Annotated in this window: 24 protein-coding genes; 8 read left to right on the plus strand and 16 right to left on the minus strand. The window is 67.9% G+C overall.

Annotated elements, in window-relative coordinates; translation table 11 throughout:
- Positions 1-110: 110 nt before the first annotated feature.
- Both RYM47_RS16190 and RYM47_RS16195 read right to left on the minus strand, forming a co-directional pair.
- Positions 111-1,127 (minus strand): sensor domain-containing protein, encoded by a 1,017-nt coding sequence (locus RYM47_RS16190; protein WP_315389179.1) that lies wholly within the window; start codon positions 1,125-1,127, stop codon positions 111-113.
- Positions 1,124-1,489: a PadR family transcriptional regulator gene (locus RYM47_RS16195; protein ID WP_070207550.1), complete on the minus strand. Its 366-nt coding sequence runs from the start codon at positions 1,487-1,489 to the stop codon at positions 1,124-1,126. The genes RYM47_RS16190 and RYM47_RS16195 overlap by 4 nt, the downstream gene beginning before the upstream one ends.
- Positions 1,490-1,634: 145 nt before the next feature.
- Here RYM47_RS16195 and RYM47_RS16200 point away from each other — a divergent pair, with 145 nt between their 5' ends.
- Complete coding sequence (locus tag RYM47_RS16200) at positions 1,635-2,534, plus strand: peptidylprolyl isomerase (RefSeq protein WP_315389183.1); 900 nt, start codon at positions 1,635-1,637, stop codon at positions 2,532-2,534.
- Between the two features lie 719 nt (positions 2,535-3,253).
- On the opposite strand, the gene RYM47_RS16205 is transcribed toward RYM47_RS16200, so the two are convergent.
- Positions 3,254-4,135, minus strand: coding sequence for a DMT family transporter (locus RYM47_RS16205; protein WP_315389185.1), 882 nt, complete (start codon positions 4,133-4,135; stop codon positions 3,254-3,256).
- A 160-nt stretch (positions 4,136-4,295) separates the two neighbouring features.
- Between RYM47_RS16205 and RYM47_RS16210 the strand changes: the two genes are divergently transcribed.
- Positions 4,296-5,231 carry a LysR substrate-binding domain-containing protein gene (locus tag RYM47_RS16210; RefSeq protein ID WP_315389187.1) on the plus strand — a complete coding sequence of 312 codons (936 nt, stop codon included), beginning with the start codon at positions 4,296-4,298 and terminating at the stop codon, positions 5,229-5,231.
- An 85-nt stretch (positions 5,232-5,316) separates the two neighbouring features.
- The gene (locus RYM47_RS16215; RefSeq protein ID WP_070209574.1) at positions 5,317-5,610 is read left to right on the plus strand and encodes a hypothetical protein; all 294 of its coding nucleotides are present in this window, start codon (positions 5,317-5,319) and stop codon (positions 5,608-5,610) included.
- Positions 5,611-5,673: 63 nt separating this feature from the next.
- Here the strand turns inward: RYM47_RS16215 and RYM47_RS16220 are convergent, their stop codons facing one another.
- Together RYM47_RS16220 and RYM47_RS16225 are read right to left on the minus strand one after the other, a co-directional pair.
- Positions 5,674-6,447 carry a DUF4349 domain-containing protein gene (locus tag RYM47_RS16220; protein ID WP_315389246.1) on the minus strand — a complete coding sequence of 258 codons (774 nt, stop codon included), beginning with the start codon at positions 6,445-6,447 and terminating at the stop codon, positions 5,674-5,676.
- A gap of 38 nt (positions 6,448-6,485) precedes the next feature.
- The gene (locus RYM47_RS16225; protein ID WP_315389191.1) at positions 6,486-6,842 is read right to left on the minus strand and encodes a GFA family protein; all 357 of its coding nucleotides are present in this window, start codon (positions 6,840-6,842) and stop codon (positions 6,486-6,488) included.
- Positions 6,843-6,947: 105 nt separating this feature from the next.
- Here RYM47_RS16225 and RYM47_RS16230 point away from each other — a divergent pair, with 105 nt between their 5' ends.
- The gene (locus RYM47_RS16230) at positions 6,948-8,759 is read left to right on the plus strand and encodes a DUF885 domain-containing protein (RefSeq protein WP_315389193.1); all 1,812 of its coding nucleotides are present in this window, start codon (positions 6,948-6,950) and stop codon (positions 8,757-8,759) included.
- A gap of 85 nt (positions 8,760-8,844) precedes the next feature.
- Here RYM47_RS16230 and smrA read toward each other — a convergent pair whose 3' ends face one another.
- Both smrA and RYM47_RS16240 read right to left on the minus strand, forming a co-directional pair.
- On the minus strand, positions 8,845-10,680 hold the full coding sequence (gene smrA, locus RYM47_RS16235; protein ID WP_315389195.1) for a multidrug efflux ABC transporter SmrA: 1,836 nt from the start codon (positions 10,678-10,680) through the stop codon (positions 8,845-8,847).
- A 78-nt stretch (positions 10,681-10,758) separates the two neighbouring features.
- Positions 10,759-12,321 (minus strand): serine hydrolase, encoded by a 1,563-nt coding sequence (locus RYM47_RS16240; protein ID WP_315389196.1) that lies wholly within the window; start codon positions 12,319-12,321, stop codon positions 10,759-10,761.
- Between the two features lie 121 nt (positions 12,322-12,442).
- Here RYM47_RS16240 and RYM47_RS16245 point away from each other — a divergent pair, with 121 nt between their 5' ends.
- The 3 genes from RYM47_RS16245 to RYM47_RS16255 all read left to right on the plus strand — a co-directional run bounded on the left by RYM47_RS16245 (position 12,443) and on the right by RYM47_RS16255 (position 14,711).
- A complete protein-coding gene (locus RYM47_RS16245; RefSeq protein WP_315389197.1) occupies positions 12,443-12,877 on the plus strand; it encodes a VOC family protein in 435 nt (144 codons plus the stop codon).
- Positions 12,874-13,692 (plus strand): DUF72 domain-containing protein, encoded by an 819-nt coding sequence (locus tag RYM47_RS16250; RefSeq protein WP_315389199.1) that lies wholly within the window; start codon positions 12,874-12,876, stop codon positions 13,690-13,692. Before RYM47_RS16245 ends, RYM47_RS16250 begins: the two co-directional genes overlap by 4 nt.
- A gap of 71 nt (positions 13,693-13,763) precedes the next feature.
- Positions 13,764-14,711 carry a DMT family transporter gene (locus RYM47_RS16255; protein WP_315389201.1) on the plus strand — a complete coding sequence of 316 codons (948 nt, stop codon included), beginning with the start codon at positions 13,764-13,766 and terminating at the stop codon, positions 14,709-14,711.
- On the opposite strand, the gene RYM47_RS16260 is transcribed toward RYM47_RS16255, so the two are convergent.
- The 6 genes from RYM47_RS16260 to RYM47_RS16285 form a co-directional block, all read right to left on the minus strand.
- Positions 14,712-15,872, minus strand: coding sequence for an AAA family ATPase (locus RYM47_RS16260; protein WP_315389203.1), 1,161 nt, complete (start codon positions 15,870-15,872; stop codon positions 14,712-14,714). It abuts the gene before it with no gap.
- Between the two features lie 103 nt (positions 15,873-15,975).
- Positions 15,976-17,046 (minus strand): sensor domain-containing diguanylate cyclase, encoded by a 1,071-nt coding sequence (locus tag RYM47_RS16265; RefSeq protein ID WP_315389205.1) that lies wholly within the window; start codon positions 17,044-17,046, stop codon positions 15,976-15,978.
- Between the two features lie 64 nt (positions 17,047-17,110).
- Entirely contained in the window at positions 17,111-17,833 is a 723-nt protein-coding gene (locus RYM47_RS16270; protein ID WP_102946714.1) for a pseudouridine synthase, read from the minus strand.
- Between the two features lie 37 nt (positions 17,834-17,870).
- A complete protein-coding gene (locus RYM47_RS16275) occupies positions 17,871-19,502 on the minus strand; it encodes a diguanylate cyclase (protein WP_315389248.1) in 1,632 nt (543 codons plus the stop codon).
- Positions 19,503-19,643: 141 nt separating this feature from the next.
- Positions 19,644-22,058, minus strand: a complete 2,415-nt coding sequence (locus tag RYM47_RS16280) for an EAL domain-containing protein (protein WP_315389250.1) — start codon at positions 22,056-22,058, stop codon at positions 19,644-19,646.
- A 113-nt stretch (positions 22,059-22,171) separates the two neighbouring features.
- A complete protein-coding gene (locus tag RYM47_RS16285) occupies positions 22,172-24,112 on the minus strand; it encodes a DEAD/DEAH box helicase (RefSeq protein WP_315389207.1) in 1,941 nt (646 codons plus the stop codon).
- 235 nt (positions 24,113-24,347) lie between these two features.
- On the opposite strand from RYM47_RS16285, the gene RYM47_RS16290 reads away from it, so the two are divergent.
- On the plus strand, positions 24,348-24,578 hold the full coding sequence (locus tag RYM47_RS16290; protein ID WP_315389209.1) for an RNA-binding S4 domain-containing protein: 231 nt from the start codon (positions 24,348-24,350) through the stop codon (positions 24,576-24,578).
- On the opposite strand, the gene ubiM is transcribed toward RYM47_RS16290, so the two are convergent.
- From ubiM to RYM47_RS16305, 3 genes are all read right to left on the minus strand, one after another.
- Entirely contained in the window at positions 24,575-25,738 is a 1,164-nt protein-coding gene (gene ubiM, locus RYM47_RS16295; protein ID WP_315389211.1) for a 5-demethoxyubiquinol-8 5-hydroxylase UbiM, read from the minus strand. The genes RYM47_RS16290 and ubiM overlap by 4 nt on opposite strands.
- Before the next feature lie 120 nt (positions 25,739-25,858).
- The gene (locus RYM47_RS16300) at positions 25,859-26,260 is read right to left on the minus strand and encodes an MAPEG family protein (protein ID WP_315389213.1); all 402 of its coding nucleotides are present in this window, start codon (positions 26,258-26,260) and stop codon (positions 25,859-25,861) included.
- Positions 26,261-26,278: 18 nt separating this feature from the next.
- Complete coding sequence (locus tag RYM47_RS16305; RefSeq protein WP_315389215.1) at positions 26,279-26,818, minus strand: DUF4019 domain-containing protein; 540 nt, start codon at positions 26,816-26,818, stop codon at positions 26,279-26,281.
- Between the last annotated feature and the right edge of the window lie 32 nt (positions 26,819-26,850).

The following is a 26,850-nucleotide window of genomic DNA, read 5'->3' on the forward strand; positions in this document are numbered from 1 at the left end:
CGAAAACCCCGATCATCAGCCAACCCCCCCCACCAACGACCCCCCCTCGGTGATCGTTGGGGTGTGTCGCCGGGTGGGGGTCCCGCTGTTTGGCCCCCCCCCGCCGATTCCTACAGACGCACCAGCAGATGCTTCGCCATCTGCCCGTGGACGTGGCCGATGAAGCGCGCCAGGTGCATGGTGCAGAACAGGATCACCACACCCAGTGCCGCGAACGCCGGCGTGGTCCACAGCGGCAGCGTGGTGACGGTCCCGTCGATGTACAGGCCAGGCACGCCGTCCAGCGCGAACAACGCCGCCACCGGTGCCCAGATGAAGGCCAGCGACACCGACAGCAGGGTTACTGCCACGGTGAAGTACACGATGCCCAGCGGCAGCATCAGCACGAAGTACAGCATGGTCAGCCAGGTGCGCCCGTCGGTGAACATGTCGCCGATCCGCTGCAGCCAGGTGCGGCTGCGGTCGGAATAACGCGGCCGGCGCGGCATGCGTTCGCCGAGCAGGACTTCGATCAGGCGCCCTTCCAGCAGCGCCAGGCCGCGTACCGAACCGAAGAACAGCACGGTCAGCGGAATGCCGATGATCAGGATCAGCAGGCCCAGCGACAGTGACAGGCCGGTGATCACCCACGTGAAGAAGAACGTGCCGGTGGCCAGCGACAGCAGCATGTAGAACAGCGAGCCATAGGTGCGCGGTTCCAGCGCGACGCCGAAGAACCGGGCCAGCGCCGAACGCGGCGGCGGCGGCACGCGGTCCACGGGCGGAACCTCGCCCGCAGCGGCAGCTGCTGCGGCAGCACCGGGCGCAACCTGCGCCGGCACTACCCGGGCGATCGGACGGATGCTGGCACTGGGAGTCCGCAGCGCGCGGTTCACGGTGATTTCGGTTTCGCGGTAGATCTCGGCCACTTCCTCCGGTGCGCCGTAGCTGCCGGCGACGTCGGCGATGACCTCGGCTTCGCTGCGCCCGGGTTGGGCGGCCAACTCCGAGCGCAGGTATTCCTCGGCGTCATACAGCGCGTCCTGCACCATCGCCGGGTCGGCGTCGTGCAGGGCGGCGCGCAGCTGCGCCAGGTACTGCCCGATGGTGGTGGGCAGGCCCACGCCCGCCATGCTCTGTTCGTTCATTGCAGTACCCCTTCCAGCACGGAATCGACGGAATCTCGGGTGGCACGCCAGGCCTGGGTCCACTGCTCCAGGACCTGCCGGCCGCGTTCGTTGATGCGGTAATACCTTCGCGGTGGTCCGGCCACCGACGGTTCGATCTGGCTCTCCAGCAGCCCGGCCCCTTCCAGGTTGCGCAACACCGGGTACAAGGCGCTCTGCTTGCCACTCAGCACGCCCTCACCCACGCGCTCCAGCTCCTTGGCGATCAGGTAGCCGTACAGCGGCTCGCCGGTCCGGGCCAGCACCGCCAGCAACGCCAGCGAGACGGTGCCGGCGCTGAGCTCTTTCTGGAACTTCTTGAGATGGACCTCGTGGTCGCTCATGGCGATCTCCAGCTAGCGTGGAGTCAACACTAGTGCGAAGTCAGCTATAGCGAACGTGCCGTTAGTCACCCTGCCGGGTGGAGGGTGGTTCCGGTGCGGGGCGGTTGTGCGCCAGAATCGGGACATCTTCCAGAAAGGGTTCACCATGTCGCCTCGCCGTCCTGCCCTGCTGGCCCTTGCCCTGGCCTGTCTCCTCCCAACCCTGGCCACGGCGGCTACGCCCTACCGCAGTGCCCAGCAGATCCTGGAGGCGTCGCCGGACAGCGACTGGCGCACGCCGGACCCGGCCAACCTGCTGGTGATGAACCTGGCGGCGGGCCAGGTGGTGATCGAGCTGGCCCCGGCGTTCGCGCCGCAGCACGTGGCGAACATCCAGACGCTGGCGCATGAGCACTTCTGGGACGGCGAGAGCATCTACCGGGCGCAGGACAATTTCGTGGTGCAGTTCGGCGACGCCGATGCGGACGATGCGGCAAAGGCGAAGCCGCTGGGCAATGCCAAGCGCAAGCTGCCGGCGGAGTTCCAGCGCGACAGCAAGGGGTTGAAGGTCACGGTGCTGCCGGACCGTGACGGCTGGGCGGACCAGACCGGTTTCGTGGATGGGTTCGCCGTGGGCCAGGACAAGGCCGACGGCAAGACCTGGCTGGCGCATTGCTACGGTGCGCTGGGCGCAGGCCGCAACAACGAGGAAGACAGCAGCATCGGCGCGGAGCTGTACGTCGTCACCGGGCAGTCGCCACGCCAGCTGGACCGCAACATCACGGTGGTGGGGCGCGTGCTGAAGGGCATGGAACTGCTCAGTGCGCTGCCGCGAGGTCCAGCGCCAATGGGCTTCTACGCCGACGCTGCGCAGCGCACGCCCATCACCTCGATCCAGCGCGTGAGCGACCTGCCCGAAGCGCAGCGGCCGACGCTGCAGGTGCTGCGCACCGATTCGAAGACATTCATCGATACGGTGGAAGCGCGCCGCAACCGCGTGGATGATTTCTACAAGCGTGCCGCTGGGCATATTGATCTGTGCAACATTCCTGTGCCGGTGCGGTAAAGCGACGGGTCATTCGTTGCAATGGCGCGTGGCGACGCGTTCATCGGTTGGACGCGTCATTGCGGCCGCGGCGCGGCTCTGCCCGGCTGCTGTTGGATTCAGGCGAACAGCCCTCGTCTGCCAGCTCTCCTGGTTGGGGCCGCCGGGCGGGGGGGTACGGGACACGCCTTAAATCTCCCGTTAGGCTCGGGCGGCACATCCATGTGCCTTCACGGTCCCGTACCCCCCCACCCGGCGACCCCTCGACGGTGTGTTGTTGGCCATGGGAAACGCGGGTGTCGGCCGCTGGCCGACGCAGTGATTTTGTTCGTTTGTCAGTCGTTACCGGACGTCGAACTGTTCACGGCGGTTGTTTGGGAACCAACCCTACCGAAGCATGCCCCGCCTCGTAGTGACACGCCATGCGTATCCACCGTAGACCAGCAGCCCACGCATTCGTGTCGACCTTCGATCGACACACCCGCTTTTCCCTTGGCCCGCGACCCACTATCGAAGGGTCGGCGGGGGTGGGTTTGTGGGGGAATGAGCGGCATGGATGCCGCGACTTAGCCCCCATGGATGGGTTTACGGCGTCCCCCACAAACCCACACCCGACGGCCCCAGCCAGGGAAACCTTGCAAACGGCGGCTGTTCGACCAAATGCACGAAGCCGGGCGCAGCCCGGCGCCAAGCGACGCCATGCAATCAAGAGCAGCCGGGCAGAGCCCGGCTCTACGGCACTACCGCGAGCGCTGGGAGACCGCGACGCTGCCGAGGATCAATGCGCCTGCGATCAGCATCGCCAAGGTGACCGGCTCGCCGAGGAACATCCAGGCGAACAGTGCGCCGAACATCGGCACGAGGTAGGTCACGGTGGAGGCGCGGGCCGGGCCGATGCGGGCGATCAGGCGGTAGAACATCAGGAAGGCGAAGCCGGTGCAGACCACGCCCAGCGCAATCGCGCAGGCCCACGACAGCACGGGGATCGGCGCTTCGGGCCAGTGCGTCAGCGCCATCGGCAACATCACCAGCGCCGCGCTGCCCAGCGTTGCGCCCGCCGATGCCGCCGGTGGCAGACCCGTCATGTGGCGCTTCACCAGATTCACCCCCAGCCCGTACAGCAGCGCCGCCAGCGAACCGGCGATCACCGCCGCGCCGATGCTCAATCCCGACACCTTGGCCGTCGCCAGCACCACCACCCCGGTGAAGCCCACCAGCAGTGCGATCGCACGACGCATGCCGATCTTTTCACCGAAGAACAGGAACGCGATCAGCGCCGCGAACAACACCGTCATCGCATTGCAGATCGCCCCGATCGCCGCCGGCGCACGCTGCGCCGCCCACGCGAACAACACGAACGGAATCGCCGAATTGATCAACCCGATCGGCACCAGCCAGCGCCAGCGCCGCGCCGGGAACTGCGCACGCGCTTTCCACAGGAACGGCAGCAGCACCAGCGCGCCCAGCAGCAGGCGCACTTCCACCAACGCGTACGGCCCAAACGACGGCACCGCCACCCGCATGAACAGGAACGAGCAACCCCAGATCGCCCCCAGCAGGGTCAGCTCCAGGGGCGTGCGCCAGTCACGGGTGGCCGTGCCGGCCGCCAGGTCGGCGCTCATGACCAGCTCCCGGCTGCAATGGTGCGGCAATCAGACAGGGACAGATCGGGCAGCAACATGGCGAAGGCTCCGGGGGAAGACTTACAGCATCCGCCTGCGCCCAAGACCTCGCAAGCGCGTAGTATCGGTGCCAGCCACAAATCAGATTTGGGTCTTGCCGATGATCCTGCGCCCTGCCCTGCTGCCCGCCCTCGGCGTGTTCGCCGTCGCCGCCCGCCACCAGAACTTCGCCCACGCCGCTGAAGAACTGCACCTCACCGCCAGCGCCGTCAGCCACCACGTGCGCCGGCTCGAATCCCTGCTCGGCACCGTCCTGTTCCAGCGCCAGGCGCGCGGCGTACGCCTCACCGCCGAAGGCCGCCAGCTCGCCGATGCCGCCGCCGCCGCGCTCAGCGACCTCAACGCCGTGGCCGGCAACCTGCATCCGCAGGCCGACATCGTGCCGCTGCGGGTCACCACCATCCGCTCGCTTTCCTATTGCTGGCTCGTGCCCCGCCTGCCGCGCTTCACCCGCCAGCACCCGCGCATGCGCATCGAACTGCAGACCAGCAGCGAACTGCTGCGCTTCGATGAGAACGGCCCCGAGCTGGGTATCCGCTACGGGCTCGGCCAGTGGCCCGGGCTCACCGCCCACCACCTGATGGACGACGAACTCTGCCCCGTGGCCTCGCCTGCGCTCGCAGGCGTTTCAGGCCTGAGTGAGCCTGAGCAGATCGCCAGCCTCCCTCTGGTCAGCGACATGTCTCCCCAGGGCTGGCGTGACTGGTTCCGCGCCGCCGGCGTGCGTGGCCTGGACCTGCCCGCCCAGCACACCTTCAGCGACAGCACCGACGCCATGCGCGCTGCGGTGTACGGCATCGGCGCTGTCCTCGCGCGCAAGCACATCGCCCAGCCCTACCTGCAACGCTACGAACTGGTACGCCTCCCGGGCCCTGCGCTGAAGGCGCGTTACGCCTATTACATCGTGCATCCCGACCACCGCCCGCTCAGCCCCACCGCCATCGCGTTCATGGACTGGCTCAAGCGTGAAGCGCAGGACGACCGCACGCCGATACCCGCGTTGCCGGACGAATTGTTGGGAATTGCGCGCGACTGAACAGACGCACCTGCGGCCGGTCGTTCCTCACCTGCCCTTGTCCACCTGCTGGCTAGGCTGGAATTCCCTTCCCAGAGACGTCCCCATGGCCATGTTGCGTATCCGGATCACCGGCACCGAAGACGATGCCCGCGCCATCGCCGACCTGCTGCAGAGCATCGACGGCATCGAGCATGTCGAAGAAACCGATGACCTGATGCCGCACATGGATGACGACGATTCCAGCTCCGCCGGCCTGTCTGACGATATCGGACCCGGCACGCACGAACTGGAAGTGGAAGTCGGCAATGAGTACACCACGCAGCGCGTTCGCGACGCCGTGGAAGTGCTCGCCCGCGAGCTGGACGTGTTCGTGGAGTACGAGGAAGACGAAGGCTGAACCTGGCCGAGCGCACCTCCGCACGGAGGTGCGCTGCCTGGAGCCGGCGGGTGTCCCGCTGGTTTACCTGGCCTGCGCGGTGATGTTCCGGCGACGACGACGCCACAGCTTCAGCGCCACCCAGCCCACCAGCCACAGCACCAGCGAGATCGGCAGCAGCGCCGCCACCGCACGGATCACGAACGCCACGCTGCTGGTCAGGGTCGCCCCGAACTCACTCAGCGCCTGGCCTATCTCGCTGCGGCTGCGCTGGACCGACGGCGCCTCGAAGCGCACCGTCAACAGCTGCGTATCGATCCGCCGCCGATGGTTGGCCGCCTCCTTGTTGGCCTGCTCCAGCCCGGCCTCGATCTCCGAAAGCCGCTGCGTGATCACCAGCAGGTCGGCGACCTTGATGCCCTTGTCGTCCTGGTATGCCAGCAGGCGTTCGTGTTCCTTGCGCAGTCGTGCCTGGGTCAGCGCCGTGTCCGCCACCTGCTGGGCCAGGTCCTCGGCCTGGGTGTTGCGCGACGCGACGTCGCCACCCGCACCGGCCAACCCGATCAGCGGTTCCACGCCCTTCGGCGCGATCCGCACCCGGATCGATCCGGACGGATACTCCCCGCCCTGCTGGCCCACCTGCAGGACCGCGCAGTCGCCGAAACGGTTGGCCTGGCACGCCTCGCTGATCTGCTTCACGCGCGGACCGATCTGCGCGGCATCCAGCTTCACCTCCACCTCGTGCTCGTAGGCCAGCGACGCGCCCTCCGGCGAGGCTACGGCGCCCGATTCCATTTTGGCGGCAACCGACGGGTAATGCTCCTTGTTGCTGCATCCCGCCAGCGCCAGCACCACCATCCCTGCCACGGCGCATCCGCGCCAACGCATCCCTGTCTTCAAACTTTCGCTCCGTCGTAATGGCTGATCTTCAAGGCGTCCAGGTCCACCTCCGGCAGGCAGCGCACATTCACCGCCGCCATGGCCTGGTTGCTGCGCGGGTCGATGCCCTCGCTGAAGGGTGCAACGCCGCAGGTCGCGCAGAAGTGGTGCTCCAGATGGCGTTGGTTGAACTGGTAGGTACTGACTGCCGCCGGGTCCGTGGTCAGGGTCAACGCGGTGCGCGGACCGAACCAGAGCAGCCCGCCACGTTTGCGGCACAGCGAGCAGTTGCAGTCCATCGCCTCGGCGATCGGCTCCGCCGCCTCCAACGTGAATGCGATGTTTCCACAGTGACAGCCTCCCTGGTACTGCATGGCACCACCCCGCCGGTCTGGAAAGCGCCATGGTAATCCAATGGCACGGGCGGCACCCCGCCGGGCCGCCTATGCTGGCCGATTGACCACAGCACAGGATCGCCGATGCGCCAGCATCTTCTTGCCCTCGCCCTGATCGCCGCCCTGGGTGGCTGCCAGCAGGCCGACGCCCCTACCGCACCGGCCGCCGGTACCGCCGCCAGCGCTCCGGCCGCCGACGCCGCCGTTGACGCCGCGTTCGCCGACCTGTCCAAGCGCGCCTTGGACACCTGGATGCAGCTGTCCCCGATCAGCGCCACCCAGATCGGCGACCACCGCTACGACAGCGAGATCGACGACCTGAGCGCGGCCGGCCAGCAGAAGATGCTTACCGCCTACAAGGGCCTGCTGGGCGAACTGGACAAGATCGACGTCAGCAAGCTCGGTCGCGAGAACCAGGTCGATGCCGCGATCCTGCGCAACCAGCTGCAACAGGAGATCTGGACCGCCGAAGTGCTGCAGTCCTCCAAGTGGGACCCGCAGATGTACAACAGCGTCGCCGGCAGCGCGCTGTATGGCCTGATGGCGCGTGAATTCGCACCGCTGCCCGAGCGTTTGAAGTCGGCCACCGCGCGCATGGAGAAGCTGCCGCAGATCTTCGCCCAGGCCCGCGAGAACCTGGACCCGGCCCGCGTGCCGAAGATCCACGCCGAAACCGTGGCCAAGCAGAACCGCGGCATCCTCAGCATCGTCGACACCTTCATCACCCCGCACATCGGCGAACTGCCCGCCGAAGACGGCAAGCGCCTGCAGGCCGCCATCGACGGGCTGAAGAAAGCGGTGGACGAGCAGCAGACCTGGCTGGACAAGACCCTGGTGCCGAACGCCAAGGGCGACTTCCGCATCGGCGCCGAGCTGTACGACCAGAAGCTGAAGTTCGCGCTGAATTCGTCGCTGTCGCGCGCCGAGATCGGCGAGCGCGCGCGTGCCGAACTCAAGCGCGTCCGCCAGGACATGTACGGCATCGCGCAGACGGTGCTGAAAGACAAGCCGGGCGCGCCCGAGCTGCCGGCCAACCCGACCGATGCCCAGCAGCAGGCGGCGATCGAAGCCGCGCTGGAACTGGCCTACGCCGACAAGCCGGCACGCGACAAGGTGGTCGAAGACGCCAAGGCCGCGCTGGCCCAGTCCACCGAGTTCGTGCGCACGCACGACCTGATGACGCTGCCGGACGCGCCGGTGGACATCATCCTGATGCCGGAATTCCAGCGTGGCGTGGCCGTGGCCTACTGCGATTCGCCGGGCCCGCTCGACAAGAACCTGAAGACCTTCTACGCGGTGTCGCCGATTCCGGACGACTGGAGCGACAAGCAGGTCGACTCGTTCCTGCGCGAGTACAACAGCCGCATGATCCACCTGCTGAGCATCCACGAAGGCACGCCGGGCCATTACCTGGAAGGCTGGCATTCCGGCAAGTTCCCCTCGACCCTGCGTGCCGTACTACGTTCGGGCCTGTTCGCCGAAGGCTGGGCGGTGTACACCGAGCGGATGATGCAGGAGCAGGGCTACCTGGATAACGATCCGCTGTTCCACCTGGTGCAGCTGAAGTTCTACCTGCGCACCATTTCCAACGCGATCCTGGACCAGGGCGTGCACGTGGACAACTGGACCCGCGAACAGGCGATGCAGCTGATGACCCACGACGCGTTCCAGCAGGAAAGCGAAGCCTCGGGCAAGTGGGTGCGTGCACAGCTGACCTCGGCGCAGCTGCCGACCTACTTCGTCGGCGCGCAGGAACACTTCGACACCCGCAAGGCCGTGCAGGAAAAGCAGGGCGACAAGTTCAACCTGAAGGCCTACCACGACCAGATGCTGTCCTACGGCGCCCCGCCGGTGCGCTTCGCACGCCAGCTGATGCTGGACCAGCCGATCGAGTAATTGATCGGTAGTGTTGAAATGCAGAACGGCCCGGTGAGAACCGGGCCGTTTTTTGTTTTAGTGCGATTTTTCTGCAGCCCCGGCGTCAGGCCTCGTCCGCCGCAACAAACCCACCCGTCTGCCGCGCCCACAGGCGCGCGTACAGCCCACCGGCAGCCACCAGTTCGGCGTGCGTGCCGGTCTCCACGATCCGGCCCTGGTCCATCACCACCAGACGATCCATGCGCGCGATCGTGCTCAACCGGTGCGCAATCGCAATCACGGTCTTGCCCGACATCAACTCGTCCAGGTTCTCCTGGATCGCCGCTTCCACTTCCGAATCCAGCGCCGACGTCGCTTCGTCCAGCACCAGGATCGGTGCATCCTTCAGCAGCACCCGCGCGATCGCAATGCGCTGGCGCTGGCCGCCGGACAGCTTCACCCCGCGCTCGCCCACGTGCGCGTCGTAGCCCTGCCGGCCTTCGCCGTCACGCAGCGTCTCGATGAAGCTTGCCGCCCGCGCCTTCGCCACCGCTGCTCGCAGCTGTTCTTCAGTCGCATCGGGCCGGCCGTACAGCAGGTTGTCACGGATCGAACGGTGCAGCAGCGACGTGTCCTGCGTCACCACCCCGATCTGACGACGCAGGCTTTCCTGCGTCACCGCCGCGATGTCCTGCCCGTCGATGCGGATATGCCCGCTCTCCAGGTCGTACAACCGCAGCAGCACGTTCACCAGCGTCGACTTGCCCGCACCCGACGGCCCCACCAGCCCGATCTTCTCGCCCGGCTTCACCACCAGGTCCAGCCCCGCGATCACCCCACCCTTCTTGCCGTAATGGAAGTGGATCGCATCGAACTGCACCCCACCCTCGCGCACCACCAACGGCACCGCGTCCGCCCGGTCCTGCACGCTCAACGGCTGCGCGATCGTCGTGATCCCGTCCTGCACCGTGCCGATGTCCTCGAAGATCCCGTTGATCGTCCACATGATCCAGCCGGACATGTTGTGGATGCGGATCACCAGCCCTGTCGCCAGCGTGATCGCCCCCACCGTGATGTTGCCGTGGCTCCACAGCCACAATGCCAGCCCGCAGGTACCCGTGATCAGGAACCCGTTCACGATCGAAATGGTCAGGTCCAGGCTCGTCGTGATCCGCGTCTGCCGACGATGCTTCACCGCCAGCTCCTCGATCGCCTCCGCCACGTACGCCTGCTCACGCCCGCCGTGCGCGAACAGCTTCAGCGTCGGAATGTTGGTGTAACCATCCACGATCCGGCCCATCGCCTTCGAGCGCGCTTCCGACGCGATCCAGGCCCGCTCCTTCGCGCGCGGCACGAAGTACAGCATGATCGCCACGTACGCGCCCAGCCACAGCACCAGCGGAATCATCAACCGCCAGTCCGCCTGCGCGAACAGGTACAACGCCGTGCCCGTGTAGACCACGATGTACCACAGCGAATCCACCATCTGCACCGCCGACTCGCGCAGCGACGTCCCCGTCTGCATCACCCGGTTGGCCATGCTGCCGGCAAAGTCGTTCTGGAAGAACGACAGGCTCTGGCGCACCACGTAGTTGTGCATCAGCCAGCGCGAGCGGTTGCTCAGCCCCGGCACGATCGCCTGGTTGACCAGCAGGTTGTGCAGGCCAACCAGCACCGGCCGTGCGATCAGCGTGATCGCTGCCATCCACAGCAGCGAATCGGCATGCCGCGCGAAGAAGCTCGCGTCCGGCTGCTCGCTCACCATGTCCACGATGCGGCCAAGGAAGTCGAACATCGCCACTTCCACCAGCGCCAGCAGCAATCCGGCGATCAGCGTGGCCAGCAGCACCGGCCAGACCGGGCGCAGGTAGTGGATGTAGAACGGCAGCACCCGGCGCGGCGGCATGCGCGCGTCGATCGGTGGAAACACCGGAATCAGCGACTCGAACCAGCGGAACATTCCCTTTCCCGGAAAACAGACAGGCCGCGATTATCCCACCGCGGCCTGCCGTTTGTTTTCACCCGCGCAACACGCGGTTCATCTGGCAGCGTCGGTGCGCACCGGCGTCAACACCAGATCCTGGAAATCGAAACTGAAGTCGGTCAGCGACGACACCGGCTGCATGCGCACCTCGCGCACCTTGCCATCCGGATCCAGGCTGAAGTTCACGAACGCATCCGCGTTGAGCGAGCGGTCGTCCCAGCGCACGATGAACGTGTCGTGCTGCCAGTGCTCCATCGTCCCCACCAGCTGCGCGGTCTTGCCGAAGCGCAGGCGCAGCGCCTTGCCACGCGGCTCCACGAACACCTCGCCATACCACGGGTCACGGTAGGTGCCCGCGTAGCCGCCCAGCGCCAGTGACGGGGTCGACTTCGGGTCGCGTGCAGCCTTGTGTGCCGCCCAGCCCTCGTCGGCCTTGTCCTGCGCCTTGGCCACCGCTGCCGCGTACGCCGCCACCCAGTCGGTGTCCGGCCCGCCCAGGTAGGCGTCCAGCACCTCCATGGTGACTGCATTGAACGCCGCGCCCACTTCCTGGTTGGTCAGCACCACCACGCCCAGGTTCTTCTCCGGCACCAGGGTCACCCGCGACACCATGCCCGGCCAGCCACCGGTGTGCCAGACCAGCTTCTGCCCCCGGTAGTCGCTCAGGCTCCAGCCTTCACCGTACCCGGCGAAGTTCGGTCGCGCCGCCGCCAGCTGCGGCACGCTGGGCTCCGGCACTACCTGCGGGGTGATCATCTGCCACATCGCCTGCTGGGTCTTCGGGCTGAACAGCGGCGTCCCGCTCTCCAGCCTGCCATGTGCCAGCTGCACCTGCATCCAGCGCGCCATGTCGTGCACGCTGGAGTAGATCCCGCCGGCGCCGGCGTTGTTGGACCAGGTCAGCGGCGCCACCGTGCGCAGCTCGGTGAAATCGAATTTGGCGTGCCCGGTGGCGGGCTTGTTGCCCTTCTGCAGGTGGTCCGCATTGAAGCGGGTACCCGTCATGCCAACCGGGGTGAAGATGTGCTGCTGCAGGAAGTCGGCGTAGGACTGGCCCGACACCTTCTCGATCACCTGCTGGGCCACCGCGTACAGGATGTTGTCGTAGGCATAGCGGTCGCGGAAGCCCGCTTTCAGCGGCACCTTGCCCAAGCGCTCCACCACCTCGGCATTGCTGTAGGTGGTGGTCGGCCAGAACAGCAGGTCGCCCGCGCCCAGGCTGAGCCCGCTGCGGTGCGCCAACAGGTCGCGGATGCGCATCTCGCCGGTCACGTACGGGTCGGACATGCGGAACGACGGCAGGTGGTCGATCACCCGGTCGTCCATCTTCAGCTTGCCCTGCTCGGCCAGCAGGTTCAGCGAGGTCGCCGTGAACGCCTTGGTGTTGGAGGCGATCGCGAACAGCGTGTCGGCGTCGACCGGATCCGGCTCGCCCAGCGTGCGCACGCCATAGCCCCGTTCCATCACCACCTTGCCGTCCTTGACCACCGCCACCGCGATGCCGGGTACGTCGAACTGGCTGCGCACGCGCTCCACGGTCGCGTCCAGCTGCTGCAGTTCGGCCGGCACGGCTGCCGACGCCAGGGGTGCGCATGCCAGCAGCACGAGGCCTCCCATCCAGGATGTGTTCAAACAGTGTCTCCGGTTGCGTGTTGCAGTGGCGTCGAGGTTTCGCACGATGGTAACGCGGGCGGTCGCAGGCTCGCCTGTGCCAGAAGCCGCCCACCCGGAGTCCCCCATGACCACGCCCCCCGATGCCGGTTCCACCATCATTCCCTGTCTGCGCTACCGCGATGCCCATGCGGCCATTGCGTGGCTGGAGAAGGCATTCGGCTTTACCGCACAAGCCGTGTATGCCGAAGGCGACATTGTCTACCACGCCCAGCTGGTGTACGGCCGCGGCATGATCATGCTCGGCTCGGTCGACAACGGCGGCGAATGGGGCAAGTGGGTGGTCCAGCCCGACGAGATCGGCCAACGCGAAACCCAGAGCGCCTGCGTGATCGTGACCGATGCCGATGCCCACCACGAACGCGCGGTCGCCGCCGGGGCCGAGGTCGTCATTCCCATCGCCAGCCAGGACTACGGCGGCCGCGGCTATGCCTGCCGCGACCTGGAAGGCCACCTGTGGTGGTTCGGCAGCTACGACCCGTGGAAGGAGCCCAGCGTTTGAAGAAGGCGGCGCCCGGGCCGATCCGCACCGGCATCGGCGGCTGGGTGTTCCCGGCCTGGCGCGGCGGCACTTTTTACCCTGCCGGTATGCCGCAGCGCGAAGAGCTGGCGCATGCCAGCCGCCAGCTGGGTTGCATCGAGATCAACAGCACCTTCTACCGCGCGCAGAAGCCGGCGGTGTACGCGCAATGGCGCGAGCAGACCCCACCGGGGTTCCGCTTTTCGGCCAAGGCGCCGCGCACGATCACCCAGCGCCACGACCTTGCCGAGGCCGCCGCGCGTGCGGAAAGCTTCATCGAGGGCATCAGCGCACTGCAGGACCGGTTGGGTCCGCTGGTCTGGCAGTTCGCCGACCGCCACCCGGCCGGGGCGCAGGAATTCGACCGTTTCCTCGACGCACTGCCGAAGAAGACGGATGGCCGCGCCCTGCAGCATGCGCTGGAGGTGCGCAATCCGGACGCGTGGACCCCGGAGCTGGTCGCGGTGGCGCGTGCGCACAACGCCGCGCTGGTGTTCAGTGGGTCGAAGGAGCACCCGAGCTTTGCCGACCCCACCGCCGACTTCATCTACGCGCGGCTGATGCAGTCGCGCGCCAACCTGCGCGCGGGGTATCCGCAACGCACGCTGGAACAATGGTGCCTGCGCGCGATGCGCTGGGCACGGGGTGGCGACAATCCTGATCTGCCGCACGTGCTGCCCGCCGCGAAAGCGGGTGCGCCCCGCGAGGTGTATGTGCTGTTCATTGGCGCGGCCAAGCAGCGCAACCCGGGGGCGGCGGTGGCGTTGCGCGCGCAGTTGGAGGGCGTGGGGGGCTGATTGGTGATGGGTTTGCCTGGTTGCCACGCAGGGCGTGGCACTACCGGGGGGTATTCGCGCAAAATGGCGGGATGGCTATTACCGACACGCGCAGAGCGCTCCTTCAGATCCACTTCTGCGTGCTGTTGTGGGGCATCACCGCCATCCTCGGCAAGCTGATCTCCCTGCCCGCGCTGCCACTGGTGTGGTGGCGCATGCTGCTGGTGGTGGCCATGCTCGCCCTGCTGCCGCGGGTCTGGCGCGGGCTGCGTCAGCTCTCCCCTGCCCTGTTCGCCGGCTACTGCGGGGTGGGCGCGCTGGTGGCGCTGCACTGGCTGACCTTCTACGGCGCGGTGAAACTGGCCAACGCGTCGGTGGCCGCCACCTGCATCGCGCTGGCCCCGGTGTTCACCGCGGTGATCGAACCGTGGGTGGCCAAGCGCCCGTTCCAGCTGCGCGAACTGGCCTTCGGCATCGCCGTGCTGCCCGGTGTCGGCATGGTGGTCGGCGGCGTGCCCGACGGCATGCGCCTGGGCGTACTGGTGGGTGCGATGTCGGCGCTGCTGGTGGCGATCTTCGGTTCGCTCAACAAGCGCCTGGTCAGCCACGCCGACCCGCTCACCGTCACCGCGGTGGAGCTGGGTGCCGGCACCGTGACCCTGACCCTGCTCGCCCCCGTGCTGCCGTTCCTGCTGCCGGCGCTGGCCAGCCCGCTGTGGGTGGTGCCGGACCTGCACGACAGCATGCTGCTGCTGGTCCTGGCCGGGGTCTGCACGCTGCTGCCGTTCGCACTGGCCTTGGTCGCGCTGCGCCACCTCAGTGCCTACACCGTGCAGCTGGTGACCAACCTGGAGCCGGTGTACGCGATCCTGCTGGCCATGGTGCTGCTGAGCGAACAGCGCGAACTCACCCCGCTGTTCTACGCCGGCGTTGCGATCATCGTCGGTGCGGTGTTCCTGCACCCGCTGTTGAATCGCCGCAAGCCGGTGCAGCACCCGGAAATCCTGGGGACCTCCGAGGCACGCAACATCGCCGATTGATCAGCGCTCGGGCCAGTACCAGGCCGGCGCGTCGAGCAGCCCCTGCCCGACCAGGGTGGTGCGGCTCATCTGTTTTTCCAGCGCGATCGGATTGCACAGCGGCGACTCGCGCAGCGCCGCCACCAGCCGCGTGGCGTGCGATACCACCCACAGCTGGCTGCGCGCGGTGGCTGCGATGATCAGCCGGCCCAGCGCCGGCAGCAGGTCCGGGTGCAGGCTGGTTTCCGGTTCGTTGAGCACCATCAGCGGCGGCGGCCGCGGCGTATGCAGCGCCGCGATCAGCAACAGGTAACGCAGGGTGCCGTCGGACAACTCGGCAGCCGACAACGGGCGCAGCAACCCATGCTGGTGGAACTTCAGGTGCAGTCGCCCCTCGCTGCCTTCGATGTGGACCTGTGCCCCCGGGAAGGCGTCGTCCACCGCCTCGGCCAGGCCCTGCGCGTCGCCGACCTCGACAATGGTCTGCCAGGCCGCTGCCAGGTCACGGCCGTCGGCGGCCAGCACCGGCGTGCGCGTGGCCAGCGGCGACTGCCGCGCCGGTGCGTCGGTGTCGGTGCGGAAGTGGTCGTAAAAGCGCCACGCGCGGATCATCTCGCGCAGGGTCAGCACTTCGGGCATGCGCTGCGGGTCGGCCAGCTGCGAAAACACGCTGTCGAACACCGACAACCGGTCGTCCACCGTTTCCCAGTGCCTGCCATTGCGTCGCCGCACCAGCGGTCCGCGCCGTTCCACCAGCACCGCACTGCCGCGCAGGAACGGTCCGGCCCAGATGCTTTCGCATTTGATCTGCGGGTCGAGCGCGAACGCCGAATTGCTGGGGACCGGAAAGCCCAGATCGATTGCGTAGCCGAAGTCGTCGGCCGCGAATCCCAGGCGCAGCGCCACCGGTTCGCTGCGGGCGGCGCCCTGCACCGGCACGTCGCCCTGCTGCATGGCCCGGCTGGTCTGCGCCGGGCCCGCCCACAGCGCGGAGCCCAGGCCGCCTTCGCGGGCCAGCGCCGCGGCGACGCCGCCCTGGGCGGTGTCGGCCAGCAGGCGCAGCGCGCGGTACAGGCTGGACTTGCCGCTGCCGTTGTCGCCGGTCACCAGGTTCAGCCGCCCCATCGGCACGACCAGGTCGTGCAGGGAGCGGTAGCGGGAAATGGCCAGGGTCTGGAGCATGCGCGGGGTCCGAACGGGAACTACGAACACGCAGGATGCCGCTTTCGGGTCGCAGTGGGTGCGAATGGGTCGAACACGTCACAACGTCGGGTAGGACCCGGCGTTACGGGGCGGTTTCCACCCGGTTGCGGCCGTTGCCTTTTGCCTTGTACAGCGCCGCATGGGCCCGCGCCACCGTCTGGTCGACCGTATCGCCGGGACGGTGCGCGGCCACCCCGATGCTGACCGTCACCGGGAACCCCAATGGCAGGTCGGCGACGGCCATGCGCAGGAAGTCGCACTGCAGTTCGGCGGTGCGCAGTTCGGTGTCGGGCATCAGCACCACGAACTCTTCCCCACCGTAGCGCGCGGCCAGCCCGCGTCCGGCGAACTGCGCGCGCAGCAGCACGCCCAGTTCGGCCAGTACGCGGTCGCCGGTGGCGTGCCCGTTGAAGTCGTTGATGTGCTTGAAGTGGTCGATGTCCACCAGCGCCACCGCCGTCTGCCGCGGCTGGCCATCGGCGTCCTGCACCGACGCCTCCAGCGCCACCGACATCGCACGGCGATTGGGCAGGCCGGTGAGCACATCGGTGCGGCTCTGCTCGGCCAGGTCGGCGTTCTGCGCCAGCAGCACGTCGTGGTATTCGGCCAGCAGCTTCTCGTAGTCGTCGCGCTCGAGCATGTGCGACTGGATGTCCAGCGCGAAACGGCGCAGTTCCATCACCAGCATCACCTGCCGCGACAGCGCGGCCAGCGCCTCGGTCTGCTGATGGTCCAGCCGGTGCGGTTGCGGGTCGAACACGCACAGCGTGCCCAGTGCCAACCCGTCGGTGTTGATCAGTGGCGCGCCCGCGTAGAAGCGCACCTTCGGGTCACCGGTCACGTTGGGATTGTCATGGAAGCGCGCGTCCTGGCACGCGTCTTCCACCACCATCACCTCGGATGGCTGCAGGATCGCGTGCCCGCACATTGATTCGGATCGCGGCAGTTCCTGCGCGTCGACCCCCTCGATGGATTTGAACCATTGCCGCTCGGCGTCGATCAGCGTGACCGCCGCCATCGAGGCGCCACACACCGCCTTGGCGATGGTGACCAGGTCGTCGAAGGACTTTTCCTTCTGCGAATCGAGGATGTTGTATCGGTACAGCGCCGCCAGGCGGATCGCCTCGTTGGCGGGCTTCTCGGGCTTGATCATGCAGTGGTCGCATCCGGGAGCTGGGCACAGCTTAGCCAGTTCCGGGTTACCCGCAAGTGCAGGCTTACCAGTCCAGCTGCTTGGGCAGCAGGCCCTTCAGCTCGGCGTCGGTCAGGTTGCGCCACTGCCCGGGCTTGAGCGCGCCCAGCTTGACGTTGTCGATCCGCACGCGGCGCAGCTGGGTCACGCGGTAGTCGAACGCGGCCGCCATCAAGCGGATCTGCCGGTTCAGGCCCTGCTGCAGCACGATCCGGAAACCGAACTTGGCGATGCGCGAGGTCCGGCACGGCAGCGTGGTTTCGTCGCGGATGCGCACGCCGCGGGCCATGCCACGCAGGAACTCGTCGGTCACCGGCTTGTTCACCGCCACCATGTATTCCTTCTGGTGGTTGTTCTCGGCGCGCAGGATCTGGTTGACGATGTCGCCGTTGCTGGTCATCAGGATCAGGCCTTCGGAGTCCTTGTCCAGGCGGCCGACCGGGAAGATCCGCTGCTCATGGCCGACGAAGTCGACGATGTTGCCCTTGACCGCGCTTTCGGTGGTGCAGGTGATGCCCACCGGCTTGTTCAGCGCGATGTACACGTGGCGGCGGCCGCCGGCCTTCTTCGCTTCGCGGGCGCGCAGCGGCTGGCCGTCGACCAGCACCATGTCGCCCTCGCCGACCACTGCCCCGGTCCCGGCCGGGCGGCCGTTGACGGTGACGCGGCGCTCGCCGATCAGGCGGTCGGCTTCACGCCGGGAGCAGAAGCCGGTTTCGGCGATATGTTTGTTGAGTCGGGTTGTCATCGCGCCATTATCCGGCAAAAGCCGGCCGGGCGCGGGCTCAGGCGATCAACGGGTCGTCTGCGGTCAGCGGCTGTTCGCCGTCGCAGACCTGGTCGCGGCCGGCGCGCTTGGCGCGGTACATGGCATGGTCGGCACGCCGCAGCAGCCCGGCCAGATCGTCTCGACCGGGCCGCAGCACCGCCAGCCCGATGCTCACGGTCACGTCCAGCCCGGCAATGCCCAGCGGCGCGGCGGCGGCCGCCATCTGCAGGCGCACGTTTTCCAGGCGCGCCAGCGCCGCGCCGTGCGACGCGCCGGGCAGCAGGACCAGGAATTCCTCGCCACCCATGCGGATCACATCGTCCTGCACCCGCACCGCGCCGCGCAGGCCGCGCGCCACCGCCACCAGCACCTGGTCGCCCACGTCGTGGCCGAAGCGGTCGTTGATGTCCTTGAACAGGTCGATGTCGAGGAAACCGATCGCCAGTGGCTGCTGCTCGGCGCCGGCGCGCTCCAGATGCCGCGCCAGCAGGTGCAGCCCGTGGCGCCGGTTGGGCAGCCCGGTGAGCGCGTCGGTGTCGGCCAGCTGGCGCATTTCGTCGCGCTGCTGCCGCAGCCGACCCAGGCGCAAGTTGAGCGCGTAGGCCGCCATCATCAGGAACCAGGTGGCCGAGAGCTGCAGCGCTTCGATCCGGTAGGAGGTCAACCAGTGCGCCTGCACCGCGTCGGCGAGGATCAGGATCCACCACGGGGCCAGTGCGAGGAGTCCAGCCAGGGCATAGCCGTCGCGCTTGAACAGGGCCCAGAGCCCCACGCCCAGGCAGGCGATGCAGCCCAGTATGAACACCAGCTCCAGCGCGACCGCCATCCGGGCCAACCCGGTCACGCCCAACAGGGGCACGCCCAGCCCGGCGCAGATCAGGCCCCACAGCACCACGTGCTGGCCGCTGCGCGAGCCCGGCCACAACCGGGCCCCGCCATTGAGCCGCCAAAGCACCGGCAGCATCAGGGCCAGCACCATCGCGGTCAGGCCGACCAACCACCACGACGCGCGGTCATGCACCGGCAACCACGGCTCGGGATAGCCGCTCAATCCGCCCAGCACCGCCTGCCACAGCACGAACACCAGGCAGATCGCCACGTAGTACAGGAAGGTGCGGTCGCGCGCGGTGGCAAAGCCCATCAACGCCGACAGCGCCAGGGCGATCGCCACTGCGATGCAGGCCGCGCGCACCAGCAGGCGCGCGGTGTCGTTCTGCTGCACCGGGCTGGGCGCGCCCAGCCGGACCGTGGGAATCCAGCGCGGTTTGAGCGGGGTCGCCCACGACACCACGATCGGTTCGCGTTCGCCGGCCTTGGGCACCACCACCATGCCCACGCCAGCGCGGAAGCGCGAGTCGCGGGTGCGCGCGTCGTGCATGTTGCCGCAGATGACGCGGTCGCCGTGGCTGATGCGGACCTCGCCAGTCAGCACGCCGAACACGTCCACCGCCTGCGGTGCGCCGGACCAGCCTTCGGCCGGGGCCGGGATCGACAGGATGTCCTGGTGCCGGGCCAGCACCTCCGGCGGGCAGGCACGCTGCGGGGTCTGGTCGGCGGTGGCCGCGCCCAGCAACAGCACGTCGCGACCGACCTGGGCGGTACTGGCCAGCGCGGTTGCCGACAGCAGCAGGCACAGCAGCCCGACCAGCCAGCCGATCCCTGTTCCGGTTCCCCGCGACCTGCCGAAGCTATGCCTCACTCCACCACCCTGTTGCCTTGCACCGCTACGCACATCGCGTCGCGTCCCCGGCGGCATTATCGCAAGAAGCCCGGCCGCGCGCGTGACCGTTCAGGACAACGGCCCGGACGCGCTCGACGCCTCGCGCCACAGCGACGGCTGGGTCAGCTTCTCCAGCGGCATCGGCCGCTCGATCGCATACCCCTGCAGGCCTTCCACGCCCAGCGCCTGCAGCTGCCGCGCCACTTCTTCGGACTCCACCCATTCCGCGACCACGCTCATGTGCAGTTCGCGACCGATCTCGGTGATGGCACGCACGGTGGCGCGGCTGACCGGGTCGATGTCCATGTCGCGCACGAACACACCGTCGATCTTGAGCATGTCCGCGGGCAGCTGGCGCAGATAGCCGAACGAGGACAGCCCGGAGCCGAAATCGTCCAGCGCCACCCGGCAACCGCGCGCCTTGACCCCTTCGACGAAGCTGCGCGCCTGCTCCAGGTTGCTGATCGCGGCGGTTTCGGTGATCTCGAAGCACAGCCTGCGGGCCAGGCCGCGGTTGCGTTCCAGCAGGTCGCAGACGAAAGCCAGGAAGCTCTGTTCGGCAATGGACTGCGCAGACACGTTCACGTTGCACAGCCCCAGCCGCTGCACATGCGCCGGGCACAGCTGCAGGTGCCGGAACAGCAGGCCCAGGACGTGCCGGTCCAGCGCCATGCCCATGCCGTACCGTTCCACCGCCGGCATGAAGTCGCCCGGCCCGTGCAGCTGGCCGTCGCTGCCGCGCATCCGCACCAGCACTTCGTAGTGCAGGAAGCCGGGGTCGCCCACCTGCTCGATCCGCTGCGCGTACAGCAGCATGCGGTTCTCCGCGATCGCGTTGGACACGTGGGCCAGCCGGTCGGCCTCGGCCAGCCGTTCCTCCAGCGCCATCCGGTTCTCGTTGAAACAGTGCACACGGTTGCGGCCGGCCTGCTTGGCTGCGTAACAGGCACTGTCGGCCGCGCTCATCAGCCAGTTGACATCAGCGGCCTCGGCGTCGATTTCGACCACGCCGATGCTGCAGCTGACCTTGGGCGTTCCATCGTCGCGCTGGAAGCCGGCCTGGCCCAGGTTGCGCGCGATCCGCTGCAGCACCTGCTTGGCCTCTTCCTGGCGGGCACCGCGCAGGAACAGGGCGAATTCGTCGCCGCCCATGCGGCCGACCCAATCGCCTTCGCGCACCGCACCTTCCAGGTAATCGGCAAACCCGCGCAGCAGCTGATCGCCCGCGGCATGGCCCAGGCCATCATTGACCAGCTTGAAGTAATCCAGGTCCAGGTAGCACAGGCTGTGGGTGCCGCCTTGGCTGCGCACGTCAAGCAGGGCCTGCTCCAGCCTTCGCTCGATTTCGCGGCGATTGATCAGGCCAGTGAGTGGGTCGTGGCTCGCGTGGTGTTCCACTTCACGCGCGAGTGCGTGGTTCTGCGACACGTCCTCGATGATCGCAAACACGGTGGGCTCGCGGCCGGGGCTGCGGACCAGGGTGCCGCTCCAGCGCCCCCAGAGCAGGCCACCGTCGGCTCGCAGGAAGCGCAGCTCACCCGGCCTCAGCTGGCGGACCCAGTCGATGCCCTCGGCATCGTCGAGTACCAGCTCACCGTCCACCAGCAGTTCCGGCAGCTCCATCCCGAGCAGCTCGTCGCGCCGGTAGCCGAGGATGTCGGCCACGGCCTGGTTGGCCTCGACGATGCCACCGGCATGATCCAGCTTCAGCATCCCCACCGTGGCCTGGTAGAACGCGGCACGGAAGCGGCTTTCCTGCTCGATCAGGTCATGGCGGACGCGGCGCGCAAGCAGCACGGCCACCAGTGTGATCAACAGCACCGACAGGCCGGCCACGACCAGCGTCGCAATGCGCACGATCGACGCGGTATTGAGCAGCGCCAGCGAGAATGCACGCGCCTGCGCCTGCAGGCTGCGGTCCAGCGCCTGCAGCTGCACCAGCAGCGCGTCGCGCACGGCGGGCTCGGGACTGCCGTCGGCCTTGTTGGCTTCGGCAGTCCGCGCAATCTCCTCCATCTGGGACAGGCCGAGGTCGGTCTGGCGCCACACGTCCACGGCGTCCTGGAAGTACCCCAGCCGGCCGAGATACTGGAACGAGAGGATCAGGCGGTTGATGTCGCTGGAGGCGTTGCCACCCTGCAGGAATCCCTGGTGGGCCCGCGCAAGATCGGGTGGATTCTGTTCCAGCGCGCGACGCGCATCGAGATCGCCCAACGGCACCTGCAAGGCGGCGCGCGCTTCGGCCAGTGCCGAGGGGTTGCCGGAGGTGATGTAACGCTCCAGCGCGAAGGTGGCGTGCTGCTGGCTGCGCGACCAGTGGCTCTGGCCGACGATCCACGCGGTGGATGCGGCCTGCAGTTCCTGGACCAGCGCCGACAATCCCACCAGCCCGATCGCCATCCCGGTAAGCAGCACGAAGCGCAGGGTCAAGCCCCGCGTGACATGCGGTACGGGGGTACTGCCCATGTCACTGCTGCGTCCCAGCATCAGATCCCTCCGGCGCCATGGTGATCAGAGCATAACCCCGCACCGTGAGGCTGGCGCAAACGACAACGCCAGCCCGAAGGCTGGCGTTGTGGGGGTGATCGCGTGAGCGATCAGCCGTTGCGCGGACCGCGCGGCTTGAAGCCGTCGCGGCGCGGCGGGCGGTCGTTGCCGCCCGGACCGCCACGGTGGCCACCCGGGCCGCCCGGCTTGCCGCCACGGCCGAACTTCGGCTTGAACGGCGGACGTGCCGACGGGGTCAGGTCTTCACCCGGCTCGACCTTGCGCATCTGGAGCTGCTGGCCCGACACCCACACCTTCTTCAGGTGGGTGAGCAGGTCGCCCGGCATTTCGGCCGGCAGGTCCAGGATCGAGAAATCGTCATGGATGTCGATGCGGCCGATGAAACGGCTTTCCAGACCGGCTTCGTTGGCGATCGCGCCGACGATGTTGCCCGGCTTGACGCCGTGCACGTGGCCCACTTCGATGCGGAAGGTTTCCATGCCCTGCTCGGCCGGACCACGCGGTGCGATGTCGCGGCGCGGAGCGCGTTCGAAGCCACCATCGTTGTTGCCGAAATCACCTTCCGGACGCGGCGGGCGCGGGCCGCGGTCGTCTTCACGGCGCGGGCCACGCTCGAAGCGCGGTTCGAAACGGGCCGGGCGCTCGCCACGGTCGTTGCGGTCGTTGCTGCGCGGGGCACGCTCTTCACGCGCGCCACGCACCGGCGGGGTCAGCAGGAACGGGGCATCGCCCTGCAGCAGCTTGGCCAGCGCGGCGGCGATTTCAATCGCCGGCACGTTCTTCTCGCCTTCCAGGCGCTGCAGCAGGTCGCGGTAGAACTCGGTGCCGCCGGCATCGAGCACGTCGCTGATGCGGCTCATGAACTTGGTGATGCGGGTGTCGTTGACCGCGTCCACGCTCGGCAGCTGCATTTCTTCGATCGGCTGGCGGGTGGCGCGCTCGATCGCACGCAGCATGCCCTTCTCGCGCGGGGTGGCGAACAGGATCGCGTCACCGGTGCGGCCGGCACGACCGGTACGGCCGATGCGGTGCACGTAGCTTTCGGTGTCGTACGGGATGTCGTAGTTCAGCACGTGGCTGATGCGCTCCACGTCCAGGCCGCGCGCGGCCACGTCGGTGGCCACCAGGATGTCCAGCTTGCCTTCCTTCAGCATGGCGATGGTGCGCTCACGCTGGGCCTGTTGCATGTCACCGTTGATGGCGGCAGCGGCCAGGCCACGGGCCTGCAGCTTGCTGGCCAGTTCCTCGGTGCCGGCCTTGGTGCGCGCGAAGATGATCATCGCGTCGAACGGCTCCACTTCCAGGATGCGGGTCAGCGCGTCCAGCTTGTGCATGCCGCTCACCCACCAGTAACGCTGGCGGATGTTGGCCGAGGTGGTGGTCTTGGCCGCGATGGTGACTTCGGCCGGGTTCTGCAGGTAGGTCTGCGCGATGCGGCGGATCTGCGGCGGCATGGTCGCCGAGAACAGCGCAACCTGGCGGCTTTCCGGCAGCTTCTTGAGCACGGCTTCGACGTCGTCGATGAAGCCCATGCGCAGCATTTCATCGGCTTCGTCCAGCACCAGCGTCTTCAGCTCGGACAGGTCCAGGGTGCCGCGGTCCAGGTGGTCGATGACCCGGCCCGGGGTGCCCACGATGACGTGCACGCCACGGCGCAGGGCCTGCAGCTGCTGGCCGTAGGGCTGGCCGCCGTAAACCGGCAGCACGCGGAAGCCGGGGATCTTCGAGGAATAGGTCTGGAACGCCTCGGCGACCTGGATGGCCAGTTCACGGGTCGGCGCCAGCACCAGCACCTGCGGCTTGCTCTGGTTGAAATCGAGGTTGGACAGCACCGGCAGCGCGAACGCGGCGGTCTTGCCGGTACCGGTCTGGGCCTGGCCGAGCACGTCGCGCCCTTCCAGCATGGCTGGAATGGTGGCGGCCTGGATCGGCGAGGGGGTTTCATAGCCGACGGCGGCCACGGCCTGCATCACAGCGTCGGACAGGCCGAGGTCTGCGAACAGCAGCGGCGCGGGGGATTCTTGGGACATGGGGAACTCCGAGGGCACTACCATTTACATGGCAGTGCGATAAAAAAAAGGATGGTCCGCGCTTTGGGCGCCCTTTCTTATCGCGTGCCCTGGCGCTGCTCGGTCTGGAGGAGAATTCACTCGCTCAGGGCGGAATGATACCGCATGGTTCCTGAACAACGTGTACAGATACCCGCAGGGATGCCGTCCTGGCGCACAATACGCGCCCTCCCCGGCCCCTCAGGATACTCCTTCGATGCAGACCCTGGAATTCGAACTCGACCGCGACTACGTGGAACTGAAGCAGCTGCTCAAACTGGCCGACCTGGTCACCAGCGGCGGCGAAGCCAAGACCGTGATCGGCGACGGCCAGGTCACCGTCGACGGCGAGGTGGAGCTGCGCAAGGCCTGCAAGATCCGCGCGGGCCAGCAGGTCCAGTTCGGCGACACCGTGATCAACGTCATCGCCGACTCGGACGCCCCCTAACGCTGGGTCAGGTGCGCGGCGATCAGCTGCCGGAACGGGGTGACCCCCTGCGCCAGCCGCAGTCCGGCCCGGCGCAGCAGGCGCGCCGGCAGGCGGTCGTCGGTGTACAGCGTGGCGATCGCATTGGTCGCCTCGTACAGCGGCCGTGACGCCAGCCGGTGGCCGCGCTCGTAGCGGGCCAGACCGGCCGGCGCGGCGATGTCGGTACCCCGCTGCGCCGCTCGCCGCAGTACGTCGGCGAGCCGCTGCTGGCTCTGCAGGCCCAGGTTGAAGCCGTGCGCGGTGACCGGATGCATGCCCACCGCCGCGTCGCCGATCAGTGCGCAGCGCTCGCCCACGAACGCGTTGGCATACACCCCCACCAGCGGATAGGCGATTGGTTTGGCCACCGGCGTCATCGCGCCCAGGCGGTGCTCGAAACATTCGCTGACGCGCTGCCCGAAGCAGGTGTCGTCCTGCGCCAGCAGCGCCTCGATCTCGCGCGGTGGCAGCGTGATCACCGCCGACGCCTGGTCGCCATTGAGCGGCAGCAGCGCCATGGTACGGCCGTAGCCGAACCACTCCCACGCGGTGTGCTGGTGCGGCACTTCGATCTGCATGCGGCAGACCAGCATCGACTTGCCGAAGTCGCGCATGCGCGCGCCGATCCCCAGCATGCGCCGGGTCGAGGAGAACCGGCTGTCGGCCGCGACCACGAGCTTCGCGTGCAGTTCGCGGCCGTCGGCCAGGGCCACTGTGCTGTGGCTGGCGCCAGGCAGGATGCCGCGCACGCTGCACTGGTCCAGGATCTCCAGATCCGCCTGGCCCTGCACGCTGTCCCACGCCGCGCGCCGGATCAGGTGATTGGGCACCAGCCACCCGAGGTCACCGCCGTGCTTTTCCCCGGCAGCGAAGGTCAACGCGAACGGCGAGCCGCCATCCATCACCCGCGCATCGCGCAACGGTGAAATGTCATCCGGATCGAGTCGCGCCCACAGGCCCAGTTGCTCCAGGATCTGCCGCGAGGCATGGGTCAACGCGATCTCGCGCCCATCGAACGCGGCCTCGGCCAACGCCGCTCGCGGCTGCTGTTCGACCACCGTCACCTTCAGGCCACTGCCAGCCAGCGCACGGGCGAAACACAGCCCGGCCGGTCCGGCGCCGACCACCAGCACATCCACTGACTGCGCATCCTTTCCGGGCGTGTCCGCCGTGATCCGTTTCCGATGTGGGTCCGCGATCAAGCTTACCGCTGCACGGCGCGGCCACCCTTGATCTGGATCAGCCGCGTCGGCAACGGTTCACGCCAGTCCGTGCAGCAGACGCCACAGCAACAGCACGATCCCCGCCATCGAGACCAGCCAGACCAGACTGCGTACGTACGGAATGCCGGCGGCATACAGCGGCACGTAGACCAGCCGCGCCCAGAAATACAGCTGCACCGCCAGCGCGGTGGTGGCGTCCTGGCGCTGGGTCAGCACCACGGCGAGCACCGCTGCGGCGAAGAACGGAAAGGTTTCCAGGAAATTGGACTGGGCGCGCTGCAGGCGCCCGGTCAGCAGCCCCGGCGGCGGCGGGGTGCCATCGCGTGCCGACGCGTTCCATGCCGTGCCGCGTTCGCGGGTGACCGCCGCAGCGGCCAGCATCACCTGTACCAGGCCCAGCACGATGGCCCAGCCCAACATCTGGATTTCGATACCCATGGGGTCTTCCTCGTGTTGTCAGGGGGCGGCGGCGCGCACGCTGTAACCGGCCAGGCGCCAGACCTTGTCTTCGTCCAGGCGGAACGAAACCAGCTCACGTACCGGCTGCGCGTTGTTGGCGAAACGGGTCGGGAAGCTGACGTTGATGTAGAGGCCCTCGGGCACGGTGGCGCCGGGCGCGTACTTGACCCGGGTGACGACCGGCGTACCGCGCGACTGCAGCGCGCCGAGGCGGGTGCGGTCGGCCGCGAGCTGGCTCACGAAGGCCTGCTCGGTGACCGACTTGCGGGCAATGGCCGAGGCGCTCTTCCAGGCTTCCGCAGCGCGGTTGGTGTCGACCAGCTGGGCGACCTTCAGGCCGGCGGCCGCCATTTCAGCGTCCTGCTTCTGCACCTGGGCCTGCTGCTGCGGCGTCAACGCAGGACGCGCCGGCGTGGCAGGTGCAGCCGGCGCGGTCGGTGCAGGCCGTGCGGGCGCCGGAGCCGGGGTGGCCGGCGGCGGGGTCTGGGCCAGGGCAACGGCCGGAAGCAACAGCGACAGCAGCAGCGGAACGCGCATCGGGACACCGTCAGTGGCAGTGGACTACGGGC

Source organism: uncultured Stenotrophomonas sp. (assembly GCF_963519125.1).
Classification (GTDB): Bacteria; Pseudomonadota; Gammaproteobacteria; order Xanthomonadales; family Xanthomonadaceae; genus Stenotrophomonas.

Bases quoted from the DNA above. Each gene is read 5' to 3' on its own strand.
- RYM47_RS16190 (WP_315389179.1), bottom strand. From the start codon at position 1,127: ATGAACGAACAGAGCATGGCGGGCGTGGGCCTGCCCACCACCATCGGG.
- RYM47_RS16195 (WP_070207550.1), bottom strand. From the start codon at position 1,489: ATGAGCGACCACGAGGTCCATCTCAAGAAGTTCCAGAAAGAGCTCAGC.
- RYM47_RS16200 (WP_315389183.1), top strand. From the start codon at position 1,635: ATGTCGCCTCGCCGTCCTGCCCTGCTGGCCCTTGCCCTGGCCTGTCTC.
- RYM47_RS16205 (WP_315389185.1), bottom strand. From the start codon at position 4,135: ATGAGCGCCGACCTGGCGGCCGGCACGGCCACCCGTGACTGGCGCACG.
- RYM47_RS16210 (WP_315389187.1), top strand. From the start codon at position 4,296: ATGATCCTGCGCCCTGCCCTGCTGCCCGCCCTCGGCGTGTTCGCCGTC.
- RYM47_RS16215 (WP_070209574.1), top strand. From the start codon at position 5,317: ATGGCCATGTTGCGTATCCGGATCACCGGCACCGAAGACGATGCCCGC.
- RYM47_RS16220 (WP_315389246.1), bottom strand. From the start codon at position 6,447: ATGGTGGTGCTGGCGCTGGCGGGATGCAGCAACAAGGAGCATTACCCG.
- RYM47_RS16225 (WP_315389191.1), bottom strand. From the start codon at position 6,842: ATGCAGTACCAGGGAGGCTGTCACTGTGGAAACATCGCATTCACGTTG.
- RYM47_RS16230 (WP_315389193.1), top strand. From the start codon at position 6,948: ATGCGCCAGCATCTTCTTGCCCTCGCCCTGATCGCCGCCCTGGGTGGC.
- smrA (WP_315389195.1), bottom strand. From the start codon at position 10,680: ATGTTCCGCTGGTTCGAGTCGCTGATTCCGGTGTTTCCACCGATCGAC.
- RYM47_RS16240 (WP_315389196.1), bottom strand. From the start codon at position 12,321: ATGGGAGGCCTCGTGCTGCTGGCATGCGCACCCCTGGCGTCGGCAGCC.
- RYM47_RS16245 (WP_315389197.1), top strand. From the start codon at position 12,443: ATGACCACGCCCCCCGATGCCGGTTCCACCATCATTCCCTGTCTGCGC.
- RYM47_RS16255 (WP_315389201.1), top strand. From the start codon at position 13,764: ATGGCTATTACCGACACGCGCAGAGCGCTCCTTCAGATCCACTTCTGC.
- RYM47_RS16260 (WP_315389203.1), bottom strand. From the start codon at position 15,872: ATGCTCCAGACCCTGGCCATTTCCCGCTACCGCTCCCTGCACGACCTG.
- RYM47_RS16265 (WP_315389205.1), bottom strand. From the start codon at position 17,046: ATGATCAAGCCCGAGAAGCCCGCCAACGAGGCGATCCGCCTGGCGGCG.
- RYM47_RS16270 (WP_102946714.1), bottom strand. From the start codon at position 17,833: ATGACAACCCGACTCAACAAACATATCGCCGAAACCGGCTTCTGCTCC.
- RYM47_RS16285 (WP_315389207.1), bottom strand. From the start codon at position 24,112: ATGTCCCAAGAATCCCCCGCGCCGCTGCTGTTCGCAGACCTCGGCCTG.
- RYM47_RS16290 (WP_315389209.1), top strand. From the start codon at position 24,348: ATGCAGACCCTGGAATTCGAACTCGACCGCGACTACGTGGAACTGAAG.
- RYM47_RS16300 (WP_315389213.1), bottom strand. From the start codon at position 26,260: ATGGGTATCGAAATCCAGATGTTGGGCTGGGCCATCGTGCTGGGCCTG.
- RYM47_RS16305 (WP_315389215.1), bottom strand. From the start codon at position 26,818: ATGCGCGTTCCGCTGCTGCTGTCGCTGTTGCTTCCGGCCGTTGCCCTG.